This is a genomic window from Streptomyces sp. ASQP_92, assembly GCF_025399895.1.
In the GTDB taxonomy this organism is placed as follows: domain Bacteria; phylum Actinomycetota; class Actinomycetes; order Streptomycetales; family Streptomycetaceae; genus Streptomyces.
The window spans coordinates 1,255,881-1,274,162 of the sequence record NZ_JAODUA010000001.1; the positions used below are offsets into that span (position 1 = coordinate 1,255,881).

Annotated in this window: 13 protein-coding genes; 7 read left to right on the forward strand and 6 right to left on the reverse strand. The window is 73.0% G+C overall.

Annotation, left to right across the window (positions count from 1 at the left end):
* The first annotated feature begins 39 nt into the window (after positions 1-39).
* The gene (locus N4G70_RS05480; RefSeq protein WP_261711209.1) at positions 40-1,272 is read left to right on the forward strand and encodes an MFS transporter; all 1,233 of its coding nucleotides are present in this window, start codon (positions 40-42) and stop codon (positions 1,270-1,272) included.
* Between the two features lie 10 nt (positions 1,273-1,282).
* Positions 1,283-2,275, forward strand: coding sequence for a 2,3,4,5-tetrahydropyridine-2,6-dicarboxylate N-succinyltransferase (gene dapD, locus N4G70_RS05485; protein ID WP_120724528.1), 993 nt, complete (start codon positions 1,283-1,285; stop codon positions 2,273-2,275).
* A 636-nt stretch (positions 2,276-2,911) separates the two neighbouring features.
* Here the strand turns inward: dapD and dapA are convergent.
* Together dapA and N4G70_RS05495 are read right to left on the reverse strand one after the other, a co-directional pair.
* The gene (dapA, locus tag N4G70_RS05490) at positions 2,912-3,787 is read right to left on the reverse strand and encodes a 4-hydroxy-tetrahydrodipicolinate synthase (protein WP_399034219.1); all 876 of its coding nucleotides are present in this window, start codon (positions 3,785-3,787) and stop codon (positions 2,912-2,914) included.
* Between the two features lie 190 nt (positions 3,788-3,977).
* Complete coding sequence (locus N4G70_RS05495; protein WP_261711211.1) at positions 3,978-5,534, reverse strand: N,N-dimethylformamidase beta subunit family domain-containing protein; 1,557 nt, start codon at positions 5,532-5,534, stop codon at positions 3,978-3,980.
* Between the two features lie 117 nt (positions 5,535-5,651).
* Here N4G70_RS05495 and N4G70_RS05500 point away from each other — a divergent pair, with 117 nt between their 5' ends.
* Complete coding sequence (locus N4G70_RS05500) at positions 5,652-6,386, forward strand: SDR family NAD(P)-dependent oxidoreductase (RefSeq protein ID WP_261711212.1); 735 nt, start codon at positions 5,652-5,654, stop codon at positions 6,384-6,386.
* A 68-nt stretch (positions 6,387-6,454) separates the two neighbouring features.
* Here the strand turns inward: N4G70_RS05500 and N4G70_RS05505 are convergent, their stop codons facing one another.
* A complete protein-coding gene (locus N4G70_RS05505) occupies positions 6,455-8,290 on the reverse strand; it encodes an endonuclease/exonuclease/phosphatase family protein (RefSeq protein WP_261711213.1) in 1,836 nt (611 codons plus the stop codon).
* Between the two features lie 315 nt (positions 8,291-8,605).
* On the opposite strand from N4G70_RS05505, the gene N4G70_RS05510 reads away from it, so the two are divergent.
* Entirely contained in the window at positions 8,606-10,060 is a 1,455-nt protein-coding gene (locus N4G70_RS05510; RefSeq protein ID WP_261711214.1) for a hypothetical protein, read from the forward strand.
* 441 nt (positions 10,061-10,501) lie between these two features.
* Positions 10,502-12,085 (forward strand): TROVE domain-containing protein, encoded by a 1,584-nt coding sequence (locus N4G70_RS05515; protein WP_261711215.1) that lies wholly within the window; start codon positions 10,502-10,504, stop codon positions 12,083-12,085.
* An 89-nt stretch (positions 12,086-12,174) separates the two neighbouring features.
* On the opposite strand, the gene N4G70_RS05520 is transcribed toward N4G70_RS05515, so the two are convergent.
* The 3 genes from N4G70_RS05520 to N4G70_RS05530 all read right to left on the reverse strand — a co-directional run bounded on the left by N4G70_RS05520 (position 12,175) and on the right by N4G70_RS05530 (position 15,662).
* Positions 12,175-13,392 (reverse strand): beta-ketoacyl synthase, encoded by a 1,218-nt coding sequence (locus tag N4G70_RS05520; RefSeq protein ID WP_261711216.1) that lies wholly within the window; start codon positions 13,390-13,392, stop codon positions 12,175-12,177.
* Positions 13,393-13,558: 166 nt separating this feature from the next.
* Positions 13,559-14,770, reverse strand: a complete 1,212-nt coding sequence (locus tag N4G70_RS05525; protein ID WP_261711218.1) for a TerD family protein — start codon at positions 14,768-14,770, stop codon at positions 13,559-13,561.
* An 82-nt stretch (positions 14,771-14,852) separates the two neighbouring features.
* Positions 14,853-15,662, reverse strand: a complete 810-nt coding sequence (locus N4G70_RS05530; RefSeq protein ID WP_261711219.1) for an NAD(P)-dependent oxidoreductase — start codon at positions 15,660-15,662, stop codon at positions 14,853-14,855.
* A 261-nt stretch (positions 15,663-15,923) separates the two neighbouring features.
* Here N4G70_RS05530 and N4G70_RS05535 point away from each other — a divergent pair, with 261 nt between their 5' ends.
* Positions 15,924-16,961 carry a 5-dehydro-4-deoxyglucarate dehydratase gene (locus tag N4G70_RS05535; RefSeq protein WP_261711220.1) on the forward strand — a complete coding sequence of 346 codons (1,038 nt, stop codon included), beginning with the start codon at positions 15,924-15,926 and terminating at the stop codon, positions 16,959-16,961.
* Positions 16,958-18,115, forward strand: a complete 1,158-nt coding sequence (locus N4G70_RS05540) for a hypothetical protein (protein ID WP_261711221.1) — start codon at positions 16,958-16,960, stop codon at positions 18,113-18,115. The genes N4G70_RS05535 and N4G70_RS05540 overlap by 4 nt, the downstream gene beginning before the upstream one ends.
* Positions 18,116-18,282 lie beyond the last annotated feature (167 nt).

An 18,282-nucleotide genomic window follows, 5' to 3' on the forward strand; every position in this document is an offset into this window, starting at 1 on the left:
GTCCAGCGGCCCGGGTCCGAGCTCGGGGGGCGGGGCGGAGTGAAGACACTGCGCGCGGTGCCGAAGACGGTCCAACTGCTGTGCTGCGGAATCTTCTTCAACGCGATCGTCAGCTTCACCTTCATCTATCTCTTCGTCTGGCTGACGGGCCCACGCGGACTCACCCCCGCCCAGGCCGGATTGATCAGCGGCATCGGCGGCCTCGGCCTGGTGGCCGGAAACTTCACCGGCGGATGGTTCGGCGACCACTACGGACATCGCCGAGCCCTGCTCGCGGGTGCCGCCGTCAGCGGCAGCGTCCTGTCCGTCATCGCCCTGCTCCCGGTCGCCGCCCTCTTCGTGGCGCTGCCACTGGCCCAGTACGCGTCCGGTGTGGTCAGATCCGCGAGCGCCGCGCTCGTCGCGGTCGGCGTCGCCAAGGGCAGCCGCCGCCAGGGCTTCGCGGTCATGCGCTTCGCCAGCAATGCCGGGTTCACCGTCGGGCCGCCGCTCGGCGCCCTGGTCGCGGCCCGCTTCTCCTACGGCTGGCTCTTCGTCGCCGACGGCATCGGCACGCTGCTCTTCGCGCTGTACGCCTCGCGGGTGCTGCCCGGCCACGGCGCCGTCCGGTCGCCCGGGCCGCGTGCCGCGTCCGCGCCCGGCCTGCTCGGAGAGCTGAGGGCGCGGCCCGCCGTGCTCGTCCTGCTCGCCGCGATCGTCTGCGTCGACCTCGTCTACCGCCAGCAGTACTCCACCCTGCCCGTCTTCCTCGGCGACCACGGTCTCGACGCCCGGGTGTACGGCTGGCTCATCGCCATCAACGGCGGCATCATCCTGTGCCTCGAACTCCCCGCCGCGCACGCCCTGCGCCGCCGCGCCCCGCTCCCGGTGATCGGCTCGGGACTGCTCCTGGTCGGACTCGGTTACGCCGCACTCGTCCCCAGCGCCTCGCTCGGCGCGGCCGTGGCCCTGATGGTGCTGCTCACCCTCGGCGAGATCCTCTACAAGACCACCGCCACCGCGTACGTCGCCGACCAGGCGCCCGCCCATGCCCAGGGCCGGTTCCAGAGCCTGTACGCGGGCGCCTCCATCAGCGGACAGGCGCTGGCCCCGCCGCTGGGCGGCGCCCTGTACGCCTGGGCACCCGGACTGCTGTGGCCCCTGTGCGCGCTGCTGGCCGCGCTCGCGGGCCTGGCCGTGCTGGGGGCACGGCGGCTGCCCGGGCGGCCGGGCGGGGCGGACACGGGACCGTCACTTGAGACCGGTTCGCCCCGGCGGGCCGTGGCCGGTTAGGTTTTGGGTCATGACCGACACGACTACCGCTACGACCGGCGCCGCGGCCGCCGGACTCGCCACCATCGCCGCCGACGGCACCATCCTGGACACCTGGTTCCCCGCCCCCGAGCTCGTGACCGTGGCCGAGCCCGGCCCGGCCGGCACCGAGCGCCTCTCCGCCGAGCGCGCCGCCGAACTGCTCGGCGCGGGTGCGCTGAAGGCCGTCGGCGCCGACGAGCGCCGCGGGGTCGAGGTCGTCGCCGTCCGCACGGTCATCGCCTCGCTCGACGACAAGCCGCTGGACGCGCACGACGCCTACCTGCGGCTGCACCTCCTCTCGCACCGGCTCGTCAAGCCGCACGGCCAGAACCTCGACGGACTCTTCGGGCTGCTCGCCAACGTCGCCTGGACCTCGCTCGGCCCGGTCGCCGTGGACGACGTCGAGACCGTCCGCCTCAACGCCCGCGCCGAAGGGCTGCACCTCCAGGTGACGTCCATCGACAAGTTCCCGCGCATGACGGACTACGTCGCCCCGAAGGGCGTACGCATCGCCGACGCCGACCGGGTGCGCCTCGGGGCCCACCTCGCCGAGGGCACGACCGTCATGCACGAAGGCTTCGTCAACTTCAACGCCGGCACGCTCGGCACGTCCATGGTCGAGGGGCGCATCTCGGCCGGCGTCGTCGTGGGTGACGGCTCCGACATCGGCGGCGGCGCGTCCACGATGGGCACGCTCTCGGGCGGCGGCAACGTCCGCATCGTCATCGGGGAGCGGTGCCTGGTGGGGGCCGAGGCGGGCGTCGGGATCGCGCTCGGCGACGAGTGCGTCGTCGAGGCGGGGCTGTACGTCACGGCCGGTACGCGCGTGACGATGCCGGACGGGCAGATCGTCAAGGCGCGGGAGCTGTCGGGGGCGTCCAACATTCTGTTCCGGCGGAACTCCGTGACGGGGGCGGTCGAGGCGCGGCCCAACAACGCGGTGTGGGGCGGGCTGAACGAGGTGCTGCACGCGCACAACTAGCCGGAGCCGCCCGGCAGTCGGCGTCACCGGGGGCCACCCCCGGACCCCTGCCGGGCCCCACCCCGGGCTGCCCCCCTGGGGGCTCCGCCCCCAGCCCCCCCATGGGGTTTGCCCACCCACCCGCCCGTGACGGGCATGAAAAGGCCGGGCTCCAGGGGCTCCGCCCCTACCCCCGCCGGGGCTCCGCCCCCTGGACCCCCGTGGGGTTTGCCCACCCACCCGCCCGTGACGGGCATGAAAAGGCCGGACCCCAGGGGCTCCGCCCCTACCCCCGCCGGGGGCTCTGCCCCCTGGACCCCCGTCCGCCCTCCGCAAGGACGAACCCGCCGAGCTTCCCACCTCCCCCCAGTCGGCCGCCCTTAAGGGGCGCGGGGAACTGCGCGACCAGCCACGCGCGGGGCGCGGCCGAAAGCGGGTCAGGGGCGCGGGGAACTGCGCAAACACCCGGCACGGCCCGCAGGCCAACGGCGGCCCAGGGGCGCGGGGAACTGCGCGAGTACCCGGCACGGCCTGCGGGCGAAGGGGGTCAGGGGCGCGGGGAACTGCGCAAACACCCGGCACGGCCCGCAGGCCAACGGCGGCCCAGGGGCGCGGGGAACTGCGCGAGTACCCGGCACGGCCTGCGGGCGAAGCGGGTCAGGGGCGCGGGGAACTGCGCAAACGTCCCGCACCCGCCGCCGCCCCCGCGAGCACCCCCTCCCGCGCCACCCCCAGCCGCACCACCTCCGCCGGGGACGCCGGCAGAAGCGGCCCCCGGACCGGAAGGCCCAGCAGTGCCTTCGCCGTGACCGCGCCCGGCAGGCCCGACGCCATCATCAACTCCACCAGCGGCAGGGCCAGTTGGTTGAGGCGAGCCGCCTCCGCGGGTGCGGCCGCGTCGTACGCGTCCAGTACCGCCCGCATCGCCCGTGGCGCCACATTGGCCACCGTGCTCACATAGCCCGCGCCCCCCACCGCGTACAGCGGAAGGTTCAGCTCCTCGCACCCCGAGTAGTACGCCAGCGACGTACGGCCGATCACCTTGGTCGAGCCGAGCAGGTCGTACGCGCAGTCCTTCACCGCCACGATCCGCTCGTGCTCCGCGAGCCGCAGCACCGTGTCGACCTCGATGCGGGTGCCCGTGCGGCCCGGGATGTCGTACAGCATCACCGGCAGCGCCGTGGCGTCGGCCACCGTGCGGAAGTGGGCCTCCACCGCGTCCTGCGGCGGCCGGCTGTAGTACGGGGTCACGACCAACAGGCCGTCCGCGCCCGCCCGTTCGGCCGCGCGGGCCAGCGCGACGGTGTGGGCGGTCGACGCGCTGCCCACGCCCGCCACGACCGCGGCCCGGTCGCCGACCGCCTCCGCCACGGCCCGTACCAGCGCCGTCTTCTCCTCGTCGGACGTCGTCGGCGACTCCCCGGTCGTTCCGTTCAGGACCAGGCCGTCGCAGCCGTTGTCGACCAGGTGTTCCGCCAGCTCCCGCGCGGCCGGGAGGTCGAGCTCGTACGACGCGGTGAAGGGTGTGACCATCGCGCACAGCGCCCGCCCGAACGGGCGGGGCGGGCCAAGAGGGCGAGGGGGGTGGCAAAGGTGGGGCGGTGGTGTTGTGGTCGTCATGGGGCAGTTTTGCCCTGTCCCACGGTTAACGTCTACTTAGAGTTGGTGGGGGGTGGGGTTAGCTCTACTGAAGGGTGGCGGGCGGCCCTCGCCATCCGCCCCGTCACCACAGATTCCGCTTCGACCACGTCGGATCCCCCGCGTACGGGTGGAAGGAATCCAGGTTGTCCTTCGCCGGGTGCCTGCGGCCCGCCGGGCCCGCCGCGAAGGCGCGCAGCAGGTTCTCCGTGACCTTCGACGTGAACGTCGCCGTCGTCGCGTCGATGCCGTGGCCGCCCGCCCCGACCGTCGACTGCACCCACCGCATCGTCCCCGTGTTGAAGACGCCCGCCCCCGAACTCGCCGTGTAGTAGGCGGAGTTGGCGAAGGAGTGGACCCCTCGGCAGGTCAGGGGGGAGTGGGATATCACCTCCATGGGGCGCGGTGTCGTCTCCGTGCCGTTCGCCCGGTCGTACTCCGTGCCCACCAGGCCGGGGAACTTCGCGCCCTGGGTGACGCCCGTCCCCTCGAACAGCCAGTGGCCGGGGGAGGTGACCACATAGTCGGCGGTGGTCGGGTTCGACTCGTACACCGTGCCGGTCAGGGAGTTCTCCGGCTGGGCGTGCGGGGGCTCGCGGAAGTTGGTGGTGGGGGGCTCGCCCTCGCGGCGGCCCGGGTCCTTGGGCCAGTCGTTCTTGTAGCAGACGATCAGTCGGTGGTCGCCGAGCGGGGTGTTCTCGAGGCGTATGCGGCGGAAGCAGGCGTTCGCGCCGAGGAAGGCTATGTTCGTGCCCCGGTCGCGTACGGCCGTGACCCGGTCGCGCATCGCCTGCGTCCAGTACTCGTCATGTCCCAGTGACAGCACGACAGTTGACCCGTCCAGCAGGTGCGGGTCGCGGTCGATGTCCATGTTGGTCACATAGGCGGGGTCGAGGCCCAGCTTCTCCGCCAGCGCCACGACCGGCTGCTCATAGGTGAGGAACAGGCCGTCGCCGTCCCGGTGGTAGGGCCGGTCGCAGCTCACCGCGCGCGAGCGGTCCCCGTCGTCGCCGCTCGGGCCGTTGTAGAGGCTGTGGCCGCCCCATTCGTTGTACGCCTGCCAGGTCGCGACCGCGTTGACGATCACCACCCGGCCGCGGGTGGTGGCCGACCTGACGGTGACCGGAACGTAGCGCTGGCCGCCGCTGTCGGCGGTGAGGCGGATCAGGTAGGCGCCTTCTGGCCAGGCCCCGGTGGTGATCTCGGGGCCGGGCGACCAGTGGGCCGCCGTGACCGTGTACGTGCCCGGCTCGACCTTCGCGGCGGGTTGCCGGACACCTGTCAGCGGCCCCGACTCCCACACCTTGCGGGCGAGTGCGCCCCCGTACCAGCCCATCCGGAACGCCTCGGCGCGGTAAGTCTTCGCGGTGGTGTGCACATGGAGGCGGAAGGAGTCGCCGGGCGCCACGCTCGTACGGTCCGCGTAGCCCTCGACCTCGTGCTCGGCGCCGCGCCCGGTGAGCCGCCAACGCGCGTCGCCCGGGCGGTCGTTCTCCCGCGCGGGCGCCTTCGGGGCGGAGGAGTGCGGGGCGGCGTCCTTGCCGTCCCGGCCGCCGCCGGACGCGCAGCCCGCCGCTCCCGCCGCGGCGGCCGCGCCGGCCGCCCCGAGGAAGGTCCTGCGACTGAATGCCGCGCGGTCCATCGCACAACTCCGCTCTGCCGTTCGGTCCCCGAGGGATCCAGTGTGCGCGAGCCGTACCCGGCCGTGGCATGATCGGCCGCGGGCGCGGCTGAAAACCGCGATTGAGGGAACAGCAGTATGAGCGAAGCACGTGTCGCACTGATCACCGGCTCCTCCTCGGGCATCGGCGCCGCCACCGCCCGCCGGCTCGCCGCGTCCGGCGTCCGTGTCGTGATCAACTCCCGGTCGCCCGAGGCGGGTGAGAAACTCGCCGCCGAACTGCCCGGCGCCCGCTACCTCCAGGCGGACGTCGCGGTGGACGGCGAGGCCGAGCGGCTGGTCCAGGGCGTCATCGACGCCTTCGGGCGGCTCGACATCCTGGTCAACAGCGCCGGCACCACCCGGTTCATCCCGCACGACGACCTCGCGGCCGCGAGCCCCGAGGTCTGGCGGGACATCTTCGACGTCAACGTCCTCGGCGTCTGGCAGACCATCACCGCCGCCGCCCCGCATCTGAAGGCGAGCGGCGCGGGCGCCGTCGTCACCGTGTCCTCGCAGGCGGGCGTCCGGCCGAACGGCAGCTCCATCCCCTACGCCGTCTCCAAGGCGGCGGTGAACCACCTGACGCGGCTGCTCGCCAAGACGCTCGGCCCCGAGGTCCGCGTCAACGCGGTGGCGCCCGGCTTCATCGAGACCCCCTGGTACGAAGGCGTCGACGGCTTCGCGGACACCAAGCGGCACGTGGAGAACGCGGTGCCGCTGCGCCGTACCGGAAGCGCGGACGACGTGGCCGACGCCGTCGTCCACCTCGTCGACGCCCCGTACATCACGGGCGAGGTCCTGTTCGTGGACGGCGGCGGCCATCTCGTGTGAGCCTCCGGCCCGCGCGAGTTCGGGCCGGCCCGGGCAGCGAGATGCCCCCCGGGCCGGCCCGACGGCCGCTACGGGCGGAAGCGGATGATCTGCGGGTCGTGGTCGCTGGTCTGGTTCGCGAACTCCGCGTTGATGTGCACACTGTCGTAGTCGAAGCCACGGACGGCGGGGCTGGTCAGGATCTGGTCGAGGACCTGGGTGTTGCCCTGGTACACGTAGGAGTAGCGCTCCTTCTTCGGCAGCGTCCGGTAGGCCGAGCGCAGCGCGCCGCCGTCCTCCAGAGCCTTGGTGGTGCCCGAGAAGTCGAAGTCGTTGATGTCGCCGAGCGCCAGGACGTCCGCGTGCTTGTCGACCGCGAGCAGCTGCTTTACGAAGGCGTTGACGGCCTGCGCCTGCTGGAGCCGCTTGGTCTCCGAGGAGCGCGGCACGGGCTGGTGCTGCGAGAGCAGCCCCTCGTCGCCGCCCTTCGACGCGAAGTGGTTGGCGATCACGAAGACCGTCCTCCCCTTGAACACGAACTCGCCGGCCAGCGGCTTGCGGCTGTCCTGCCAGGCCGCGTTGGCCGGGTCGATCCGGCCGGGGGAGGCGGTGAGCGCCGGATGGCCCTTGGTGCCGGTGACGGCGACGGCGGTCTTGTAGTCACCGCCGGGACGGTCGGTGAAGGAGACCCGGGCCGGGTTGAAGAGGAACCCCTGGCGGATGTTGCCGCCGGGCTCGCCGCCGTCCTTGTTGTTCTCCGGGTCGATCGAACGCCACTGGTAGGCCGGGCCGCCCGCGGCGACGATCGCGTCCGTGAACTTCCTTACGGTCGCCGAGGCGTCCACCGTGCCGTCGTTCTTGGCGCCGTTGTTGTCCTGGATCTCCTCCAGGGCCACGATGTCCGGCGAGGCCAGGTTGGTCACCACGCCCTGCGCCAGGGCGTCGAACTTCGACTGCGGGTCGGACGGGTCCAGGTTCTCCACGTTGTACGTGGCCACCGCCAGCTCGCCCGTGCGCTGCTTGCGGGTGACCTCGCGCTTGAGGCCGTTGTCCTTGACCGTGCCGAGGGTGCGCGCGGTGATGGTGTAGCCGCCGAACTGGTTGAAGTCCAGGGGGCCTTCGGTGGTGCCGGTCAGGGTGTCGCCCACGTTCGCGGTGGGGAAGGGCTGCTCGGCCTTCGGGATCAGGCTCTGGATCTGGAGGCGGCCGGTGTTCTGGTCGTCGTAGGACGCGTACAGGGAGCCACCGCGCGCGGTCCGGTTCTCGTGCGGCTTCACCGTGACCCACAGCTCGGCGTACGGGTCCGTGGCGCCGACTACCCGCGAGGTGCCGATGCGGACGTTCATGCCCTCCAGGGACTCGTAGTAGTCCGTGGCGTACGTCTTCGGGCGGAGCGTGAGGCCGTTGACGCTGTTGCCGGCCGCCGGGTCGCCGTTCGGCGTGTACCGGTCGGGCACCGAGCGCGCGGTGATGACGACCGGGGCGGGCACGGGGTTGCCCGAGGACTGCACGGTCACGGTCGGCTTGGAGAGCTGGGTCAGCGACTGGTTGCCCGAGGAGAGGCCGCCGGGAACGTACTCGGTGACGGTGGCGGAGACGTCCACCGCGTCGCCCACCGCGACGGTCGGGTTGGCGCCGGTGAAGACGAAGATGCCCTCGCTGGTGGCGGGGTTCTTGTCGGGCGCGGTGTCCTGGAACCAGAAGCCCTTGGAGGAGCCGTAGGCGCGCACGCCGGTGACCACGCCGGTCACGCCCGTGACCTGCTGGCCGGCCAGCGGCGATATCCGGGTGGTGCCCTGGATGTCATGGATCTTTGCCGGCACGGGGGCGGCGGGGGCCGCCTGCGAGGAGGCGGCACAGATCAGGCCTGCGGCGAGCGCTGCGGCGACCACGGCGGACACGGCGGCGGTTCTGGGAACGGGCATTCACGTACTCCGGTGATGAGGGAGGAAAGGTGCGTGCGGCGGTGCGGTTCTACGCGCGTCAATCTCTTGTCTGGGGTGGCGAGTTGTCAAGGGTTCGCGGTGGATGACTACTGACGAGTAGGTGAATCTCTGGGGCGCCGGGCACGGCGCACGCCGGGGGCGGGCCACGACCGGTCCCGCGGCCGGGGGGCCGGCGGCGGGCTCACGGCCGGCGCAACGAAACCCGGTGAAATGCGTCTACGCTGGGTGCCGCTCGACACCGCTGACCCAGCGCGACCAGAGCCCCCAGACCGTACGGCCGAGGAGTACCCCCAGATGTCCGGAGACCGCCCCACCCTGCCGCCGGTACGGCTGAACTCCGAGGCGGAGCTGGCCCGGGAGGCCCTGTCCGCCCCGCTGCTCGCCCGCGCCGTGCGGCTCGCCCGCTGGGCCGGTCCCGAAACCCGCGTCGGCGCGGGCGGCGAACTCGTCGAGGAGCAGTTGCCCGCGGCCGCCGCGGAACTCGGCCTGGGGGACGACGAGGACGGCCCGGCGTACGCGAGCGAGGCCTGGCGGGTCGCCGTCGACACCGGCCTCGTCGACATCGCGGACGCCCCGGGTGCCACCGGCGAGGACGACGACGCCGAGGGCACCGCCTCCGCCGGCGACAACCTGTCCGTGCTCACCTCCGGATCGCCGCACGACGTCCTCGCCCTCTGGCTCGACGCCTTCGACGTGGTCTTCGCCGACGCCACCGCCCCCGTCATCGACGACTTCGCCGACCTCGTCGGCGAAGACGGCGAGATCGACTTCGAGCGCCTGGAATGGGACCCCGAGGAGGAGGCCGACTTCCTGGAAGGTGTCCTCGGCAATCTGTATCTGCTCACCGTCAGCGAGGCCGGCGCCTCCGAGGGGCCCGTGCCGCTCCCCGCGCTCGCCGCCTCGATGATCGTCCCCGACGACATGGGCGAGCCCACCGACGACATCCTGGAGCAGGTCTCCGACGCGATGATGCGCCTCGACGACCAGTTCCGGATCCTGGAGCCGATCGGCCTGGTCGAGTACGAGCCCGTCGACGAGGCGCTGATGGCCGAGGTCGGCGACGAGCCCGCCCCGCCGGTCGACGACGAGGACGTCTCCCGCTACGGCATGGTCCGCCTCACCCCGCTCGGCCTCTACGGCGTACGGGCCCGGATGCTGGAGGCGGGTGTGGACGCCCCCGCCGTCGGCGACCTCGCCGACAAGGGCGCCGACGCGCTGCTCGACGGCATCGCCCACTTCCCCGAACTCTCCGCCCGCGCCGAGACCGAGCAGTGGCTCGCCCGGCGCGAACCGGCCGCGGCGGCAGGGGAGTTGCTCGCGGCCGCCCGGGGCGCCGACGCGGGCGCCCCGCTGCGCCGGCTGCACTGCCAGCAGGCGCTCGCTCTGACCGGCGCCTCGGCCGAACCCGCCGTGCGCGCGGTCCTGCCCGACCCCGAACTCGGGGGCCTGGCCCGGGTGTGGCTCGCCGAGCGCGGCGCCCCCGACGTGCCGCCGCCCTCGGAGACCATGATCTTCTGGCTGGCCATCGACACCATCGCGGCCCAACTCGCGGTCGAGGGCGACCTGGAGGAGCTCCAGGAACTCGTCGAGGGCCTGGTCGGCCAGCACAGCGGGTTCTTCGACGCGGCCTGGCGGGTGGAGCACCCCGCGACGGCGGACGTCCTGGAGGCGATGGGCCGCCTCCACCCCGACAAGTCCACCGCCAAGGAGGCCCGCAAGGCGGCCTTCAAGGCCCGCTCCCGCACCTGACCGCCCCCGCTGCTCCTTCTCCGCCCGGCGTCCGCCACGGCCGCCGGGCGGAGGCATGTCCGGATGTCCCACGGTCGGTCAACTCCGGGTGCTGGGTGGTCAGTTGACGCGCGGCCGGGCAGGCGAAGCCAGGACCCGCGCGCGCCGCCCCGGGAAAATCCGTGGCGGCGCCGTGCGCCCCGCGCCTAGGGTCGAACTCGTCCAGGTGCGCAGGCAGGACCTACTTCCGCTGCCAACGGGGAGGTCGCGGGTTCGAATCCCGCCGCCGGCACGGCCGTGCCGGTGTAGCTCAGGTGGTAGAGCACCACATGTCGGTTCCGCCGCCCTGATCTCTGGACACCCACACGTCATCCGCTCGTGCACCTCCCGGTGCGCAGGCAACGGCTCCTTCCTCATCTGAAACGCGCCGTCGCCGCATCCGATCTCGGGAGGCCATTCACCATGGCTCGTTTCAACACGCGCGCCGCGAAGGCGCGCACCACCTCGCCGGTGGCGTCCACCGGCGCGCTCGCCCCCACCCACGAGGGCGGGCGCGGCCACCTGCGGGACGCCCGCTCCGAACTCTTCCTGCTCGCGGTCGCCAACTTCGTCTCCCAGGGGACCTTCTACGAGTCCGGCGCGGACCGCGACGACCGGTTCGCCACCCTGGTGCGCGCTCTCGCCGTCGAGGACCCCGAGTGGACCGCGGGCCTGCTCGGCTGGCTGCGCGGCGAGGGCGGACTGCGGACCGCCTCCCTCGTCGGCGCCGCCGAATACGTCAAGGCGCGCCTCGACGCGGGCGCCGTGGACGGCCCCGCCAACCGGGGGGTCGTCGCCTCGGTACTGCTGCGCCCCGACGAGCCCGGGGAACTGCTCGGCTACTGGACGTCCCGCTACGGCCGGAACGTGCCCAAGCCCGTGAAGCGCGGGATCGCCGACGCCGTACGCCGGCTGTACAGCGCCAGGGCGCTGCTCAAGTACGACACCGCGTCCAAGGGGTACCGCTTCGGCGACATCCTCAACCTGGTGCACGCGGCGCCCGACCCGGCCAAGCCGTGGCAGGGCGAGCTGTTCCGGTACGCGCTGGACCGGCGGCACCACCCGGACACCGCGGTGCCGCCGCCCGGCGACCGGGTCCTCGGCGCGCACCGGGCACTGATGGCGCTGCCGGTGGCGGAGCGCCGCGCGGTCCTGCTCGCCCCCGACGGCGCCGAGCGGCTGGCCGCCGCCGGACTGACCTGGGAGGCGCTCGCGGGCTGGTTGCAGGGGCCGATGGACCAGCGGGCCTGGGAGGCGGTCATTCCGTCGATGGGCCCGATGGCGCTGGTGCGCAACCTGCGCAACTTCGACGAGGCGGGTGTCTCGGACGAGGTCGCCGCACAGGTGGCGGCGAAGATCTCCGACCCCGAAGTCGTCGCCGCCTCACGGCAGTTCCCGTTCCGCTACCTCGCGGCCTACCGCCACGCGCCGTCGCTTCGCTGGGCGTATCCGCTGGAGCGGGCGCTCGGCCACTCGCTGGCCAACGTGCCCGCGCTCGGCGGGCGCACCCTGATCCTGGTCGACCGCTCGGGCTCGATGTGGGCGCCGCTCTCGGACCGCTCCCGGCTCAACCGGGCCGACGCCGCCGCGATCTTCGGTACGGCGCTGGCACTGCGGGCCGGCGCCGCGGACCTCGTGCAGTTCGGCTCGACCAGCGCTCCGGTGGCGTACCGGGCGGGGGAGTCCGTCCTGAAGGTCCTGGGGCGCTTCGGCGACCTCGGCGGCACCCGCACCACCGAAGCGGTCCGCCGGCACTACCGCGGACACGACCGGGTGCTGATCGTGACCGACGAGCAGAGCGCCCACCACCGCGACGGCGGCCCGACGGAGCAGATCCCGGCCGAGGTACCGGTCTACACCTGGAACCTCGCCGGATACCGCAGCGGACACGGCCCCTCGGGCACGGCCGGCCGGCATGTCTTCGGGGGCCTGACCGACGCGGCCTTCCGCATGGTGCCGCTCCTTGAGGCGGGCCGCTCGGCCGACTGGCCGTGGCGGCAGGGCTGACGGCCCCGACCGTCCGCCCCACCGCGCCGCCGGAGCCGCCCGCCCCACCGGGCCGCCGCCCGGCGGCCCGGCCCGCGTGTGCCCGGTGCTCAGGCCCGCTTGAGCACCAGGCTCACGTTGTGCCCGCCGAACCCGAAGGAGTTGGCGAGCGCCGCGTCCCAGGAACCGGTGCGGTTCTCGCCCGCGACCACATCGAGGGTGACCGCCGGGTCGAGGCGGTCCAGGTTGCGGGTGGCCGGCACCGTGCCGTCGCGCAGCGACAGGAGCGCCGCCATCGCGCCGATCGCGCCGGAAGCGCCGAACATGTGCCCCGTCATCGACTTGGTGGCGGTGACCACCGGATGGGTGCCGATGGCCTGGGCCACCGCCTGCGCCTCGGCGAGGTCGCCCGGGGGAGTGGAGGTGGCGTGCGCGTGCACCACGCCGATGTCCGAGCGGCCCAACTCGGCGTCGCGCAGCGCGATGTCGATGGCCCGTACCTGCCCGGCCACGTCCGAGGCCGTGATGTGCCGCGCGCTGGACGTCACGCCCGCGCCCGCCACCGCCCCGTACACCCGCGCGCCCCGGGCCCGCGCGAACTCCGCCCGCTCCAGGACGAACAGCCCCGCCCCCTCGCCCATCACGAAACCGCTGCGGTCCACATCGAACGGCCGTGACACGGCGGCCGGATCCTTGCCCTCGGTCGACACCGCCTTCATCTGCGCGAACGCGGCGAGCGTGAAGGGGTGCAGACAGGCCTCGGTGCCACCGGCCACCACCACATCGGCGCGGCCCGCGCGAATCAGGTCCAGGCCCATCGCGATCGCCTCGGCGCCGGAGGCACACGCGCTGACCGGCGTGCGGGCCCCGCCCAGCGCGCCGAGCTCCATCGACACCCAGGCGGCGGCCCCGTTCGGCATGAGCATCGGCACGGCGTACGGAGAGAGGCGCCGGGCGCCGCTCTTCTCGAACGTGTCGTCCTGGCCCAGGGTGCTCAGCACGCCACCGGAGCCGGTACCGATCACCACCGCGAGCCGCTCCGGGGCCACCTCCGGGGCACCCGCGTCCTGCCAGGCCTCACGGCACGTGATCATCGCGAGTTGTTCACATCGGTCAAGCTTGCGGGCCTCGACGCGAGGCAGCAGGGACAGGGGGTCCACGGCGAGCCCGGCCGCCACCGACACGGTCAGGCCGGCCGCCCAGTCCTCTTCGATCCGGCGCACTCCGGAGGTGCCGGCCAGCATCTCCGCCCATGTGGTGGAGGTATCCGCGCCGAGCGGGGTGAGGGCGCCGAGACCGGTGACGAGTACTTCTCCAAGATCACTCATGCCTCGACCCTGTCAGCCGGGGCGGATGCCGAGGGAGGGCGTGGAGGTAGCGATTTGTCCCTGGAGGTTTGTGGGGTTCTGATAGAAAGACGGCTCGGGCGAGGAGGGGCGGGGCCCGGGGGCCCCGCCCGCGCTCAGTGGTCCGCGGCTCCGCGCTCCGGCGCCGCTACAGAGCCTCCGCCCCCGGCTTCACCATCCCGCGCGCGGTACGGGACTTCACGAAGCTGCCGAGGGCCGTCATCTCCCACTCGCCCGAGAACTGCTTGATCAGTTTCGCCATCATGACGCCGGTCTGAGGCTCCGCGCCGGTCAGGTCGAAGCGCACCAGTTCCTCGCCGGTCGCCGCGTCGATCAGTCGGCAGTACGCCTTGGCGACCTCGGTGAACTTCTGGCCGGAGAAGGAGTTCACGGTGAAGACCAGGCCGGTGGCCTCTGCGGGGATGCGGCCGAGGTCGACCACGATCACCTCGTCGTCGCCCGCGCCCTCGCCCGTCAGGTTGTCGCCGGAGTGCTTGACGGCGCCGTTCAGGATGGAGAGCTTGCCGAAGTAGCAACTGTCGAGGTGGTTGCGCTGCGGGCCGTAGGCGATCACCGAGGCGTCCAGGTCGATGTCCTTGCCGCGGAACGCGGGCTCCCAGCCGAGACCCATCTTGACCTGCGAGAGCAGCGGACGGCCGCCCTTGACCAGGGACACCGTCTGGTTCTTCTGGAGGTTGACCCGGCCCTTGTCCAGGTTGATCTTCTGGCCGGCCGCCGGTGCGGAGGCGGCCGGTGGCGCGGGGGCCGCGGGAGCCGCCGGGGAAGGGGCCGTGAGGCGCGGGTCGGCCGGAGGCGCGGACGGCATCGGGGGCGCGGGCGCCGCGGCGGGCGCGGCCGGCTCCTCGACCGAGACGCCGAAGTCCGTGGCGATCCCGGCGAGGCCGTTGGCATACCCCTGGCCCACCGCGCGGGCCTTCCAGGCGCCGCCGCGCAGATAGATCTCCATGACCACCAGCGCTGTCTCGGTGCCCAGTTGGGGCGGCGTGAAGGAGGCGATCACGCTGCCGTCGTCGCCGTTGCGCAGGGTGGCGGTGGGCTCGATGCCCTGGAAGGTCTGGCCCGCCGCGTCCGGACTCGCGGTCACCACGATCTTCTCGATGCCGGGCGGCACGGCCGCGGTGTCCACGACGATCGCGTCGGGCGCGGTTCCGCCGCCGGAGCGGTGGGTGACACCGGGGCCCTGTGGCTGGTTGTAGAAGATGAAGTCGTCGTCCGAGCGCACCTTGCCGTCGGCGGTGAGCAGCAGGCCCGAGACGTCGAGCCGCACGGGGGCGGCGACGTCCACCGTCACACGGGTGGTCGGGAGCGGGAGGTTCGAGCCGGGGGTCATTGCGGTCATGCCCCGGAAACGAGCGGCGCGGCTTTGCGGTTCCTTGAACCTCGGCCGAATGTCGACGCCGCGCTCCTCCCGCGCCGAAGGGTCAGTGCGGCCAGACCGGCGGGTCGGTGGTGAAGTGGCCGCCGAGGCAGGCGTGCTCGGGCCTGGCCGGGTCGAGCTCGCCCTGTTCGGCGATGAGCTTTTCGGCGTACCGCTCGGAGTCGTCCCGCGGCTCGTAGCCAAGGGCCCGCGCCGAGGAAAGGTCCCACCACAGGCGGGTGTTGGCGGACGAGCCGTACACCACGGTGTGCCCGACGTGCTCGGCGGTCAGGGCGGCGTCGAACAGGCGGGCCCCGTCGCCCGGGCTCATCCAGACCGACAGCATCCGTACGGAGGTGGGCTCGGCGAAGCAGGAGCCGATGCGTACCGAGACGGTCTCCAGGCCGTGCTTGTCCCAGTAGAACTGCGCCAGATCCTCGCCGAAGGCCTTGGACAGGCCGTAGAAGGTGTCCGGGCGGTGAGCGGTGGCGACCGGGATCAGCGGGTCCGTGCCCATGGGGCGGGGGGTGAAGCCGACCGCGTGGTTGGAGGAGGCGAACACGATCCGGCGCACACCCTCCGCGCGCGCGGCCTCGTAGAGGTTGTACGTGCCCTCGATGTTGGCCTTCAGGATCTTGTCGAAGGACGCTTCGAGGGAGATCCCCGCCAGGTGGAGCACCGCGTCGACCCCGGACACGGCAGCGCGCAGGGCGTCCTTGTCGGCGAGGTCGGCGGTGATCGCGTCCGGCTCGCCCGGGATCGGCAGCACGTCCAGGAGGCGCAGCTCGTATCCGTATGCCGGGAGCAGCCCGCGCATCAGGGTGCCGAGGCCGCCGGCGGCGCCGGTGAGCAGGACGGTGCGGGGTCGGGCCATGGGCTCTCCTTGGGAGGCGGGTGCCCGGATGCATCGCGGGTCGTCGACGCCGCGATGCATCCATGGACATCATTCACATGCGTGGACACGCTAGGGAGCGGGACCGAACCGAGTCAAGGGGTGCGCCTGCGGGCCCAATCGGCTTGCGGGTCGCGGTTGTTCGCCTTGACCGGCGCCAGGACGCTGCCTTAGCGTTGAGACGTTCAGAAATATAGACGCCAGTCAGAATTGTGCACGACGGTCCTTGCCCAGGGAGCACCCGTGACCTCAGCCCCGCTCGCCGCCCGTCTCACTCACGTCAGCGGACCCCTCTTCTTTCCCGTGACCGCGTACGGGCCCGACGGGAGCCTCGACCTCGACACCTTCCGCGTCCATGTGCGCCGGGGCATCGAGGCGGGGGCGGCCGCGGTGTTCGCCTGCTGCGGCACGGGGGAGTTCCACGCCCTGACCCCGCAGGAGTTCCGGGACTGCGTCGCCGCCGCCGTCGAGGAGAGCGAGGGCCGCGTCCCGGTGGTCGCCGGCGCCGGATACGGCACCGCGCTCGCCGTGCAGTACGCCCGGCTCGCCGAGGAGGCCGGCGCGGACGGGTTGCTCGCCCTGCCGCCCTACCTCGTCGTGCCGGACCAGGCGGGGCTGCTGAGCCACTACACCGAGCTGGCCGGCGCGACCTCGCTCGACGTCATCGTCTACCAGCGCGACAACGCGATCCTCACCCCCGCGACCGCCGTCGCGCTGGCCCGCGTCGAGGGCATCATCGGCTTCAAGGACGGTCTGGGCGACCTCGACCTGATGCAGCGCATCGTCAGCGCCGTACGCTCCGCGGGCCTCGACCCGCTGTACTTCAACGGTCTGCCCACCGCCGAACTCACCGGTCTCGCCTACCGGGGCATCGGCATCACCCTCTACTCCTCGGCCGTCTTCTGCTTCGCCCCCGACATCGCGCTCGCCTTCCACCGGGCCCTCGAATCGGGCGACGACGCCCTGGCCAACCGGCTGCTCGACGGCTTCTTCGCACCACTCGTCGAACTGCGCAACCAAGGTCGCGGGTACGCGGTTTCACTGGTCAAGGCGGGCGTGCGGCTGACCGGCCTGGACGTCGGCGAGGTCCGGCCCCCGCTGACCGAGCCGGACGACGACCACGTCAAGCAGCTCGCCGCGCTGATCGAGCGGGGGCGAACGCTGGTGCCGGCGGCGGACGGGCCCGTCGGCGGATCCGAGGCTGCTGCATCCGGTACGCCAAGTGTGGCCGGTACGCCAGGTGTGGCCGGTGCGGCCGGAGCTCGTGGGGCGGGCGTGTGAAGGCCTCCGCGTTTCTCTACCCCTGGGACGTCCTGGGTGATCCGGACGCCCCGGCGCGTATCGCGGACCTCGGCGTGCGGCAGGTGACGCTCGCCTCCGCCTATCACTCGACCCGAGCCCTGACACCCCGACACCCCGGCCACCGCATCGTGACCGCCGAGCATGCGGCAGTGCTCTATCCACCGGGTGAACTGTATTGGCGGGGGCGGGACTTGAGACCGTACGCGTCCGGTGCCTGGGCGCCGGGCGACGCGTTCGGTCAGGCCGCGCGGGCGCTCGCGGAGGCCGGGCTCGACGTGCATTCCTGGGTGGTGCTCGCGCACAACTCCCGGCTCGGCGCGGAACACCCCGGTACGTCCGTGGTCAACGCCTACGGCGACCGCTACCCCTGGGCCCCCTGCATCGCCCAGCCCCGGGTCCGGGCCTACCTCGTCGCCCTCGCGGCCGAGGCGGCGGTGCGACCCGGGGCCCTCGGGACCGAGCTGGAGTCCTGCGGCTGGTACGGCCTCGCCCATCTGCACGGCCACGACAAGATCGCGGGGGTGGTCCTCGACGACACCGCGCAGTATCTGATGTCGCTCTGCTTCTGCCCCTCCTGCGGGCAGGGCTATGAGGAAGCCGGCCTGAAAGAGGGAGAGTTGAGGGACCGGGTGCGGAGGGCGCTGGAGCCGGTGTGGCGGGGCGGCCCGCCGGACGCGTCCGGCGCGGAACTCCTCGCGGCCACGCTCCCGTTCCGCACGCGCGTCGCCCAAGAGCTCCAGGAGGCGGCGGTCGCGGCGGTACGGGGGCGGGCGGGGGCGGGGTTCCAGGTGCTGCTCCACGCGGATCCCCGGCCGGATCGGTGCGGGGCCAATGTGGGCGTCGACGCCGGGCACGTTCTCGGCGTGGCCGACGGGGTGGTGGTGCCGTGCGGCGGCGCGGGCGGGGCGGGCGGGGTGTCGCTGCTGGAGCCGTTCGCCGCGCGGGCGACGGGGGGTTCGGTGATCGCGGCGAACCTTACGGTGGTGTCGGGGATGGGGGGCCGGCCGGCGGCGCTGGGGGAGGAGGCGGGGCGGGTGGTGTCGTTGGGGGCGACGGAACTTCGGCTGTATCACGTGGGGTTGGCGTCGGACGAGGACCTCGACGCGGTCCGCAACGCGGGCGCGCTGCCCTGACCCCCCGGGGCTCCGCCCCGGCCCCGGCCCCGTCTTCCCACCCACCCGCCCGTGCAGCGGGGTCGGTTGGCTCCGGCTCCCTGGGGCTCCGCCCCAGACCCCGGCCCCTTTGCCCACCCACCCGCCCGTGCGGCGGGGTTGGTTGGTTCCGCCCCTCCTGGGGCTCC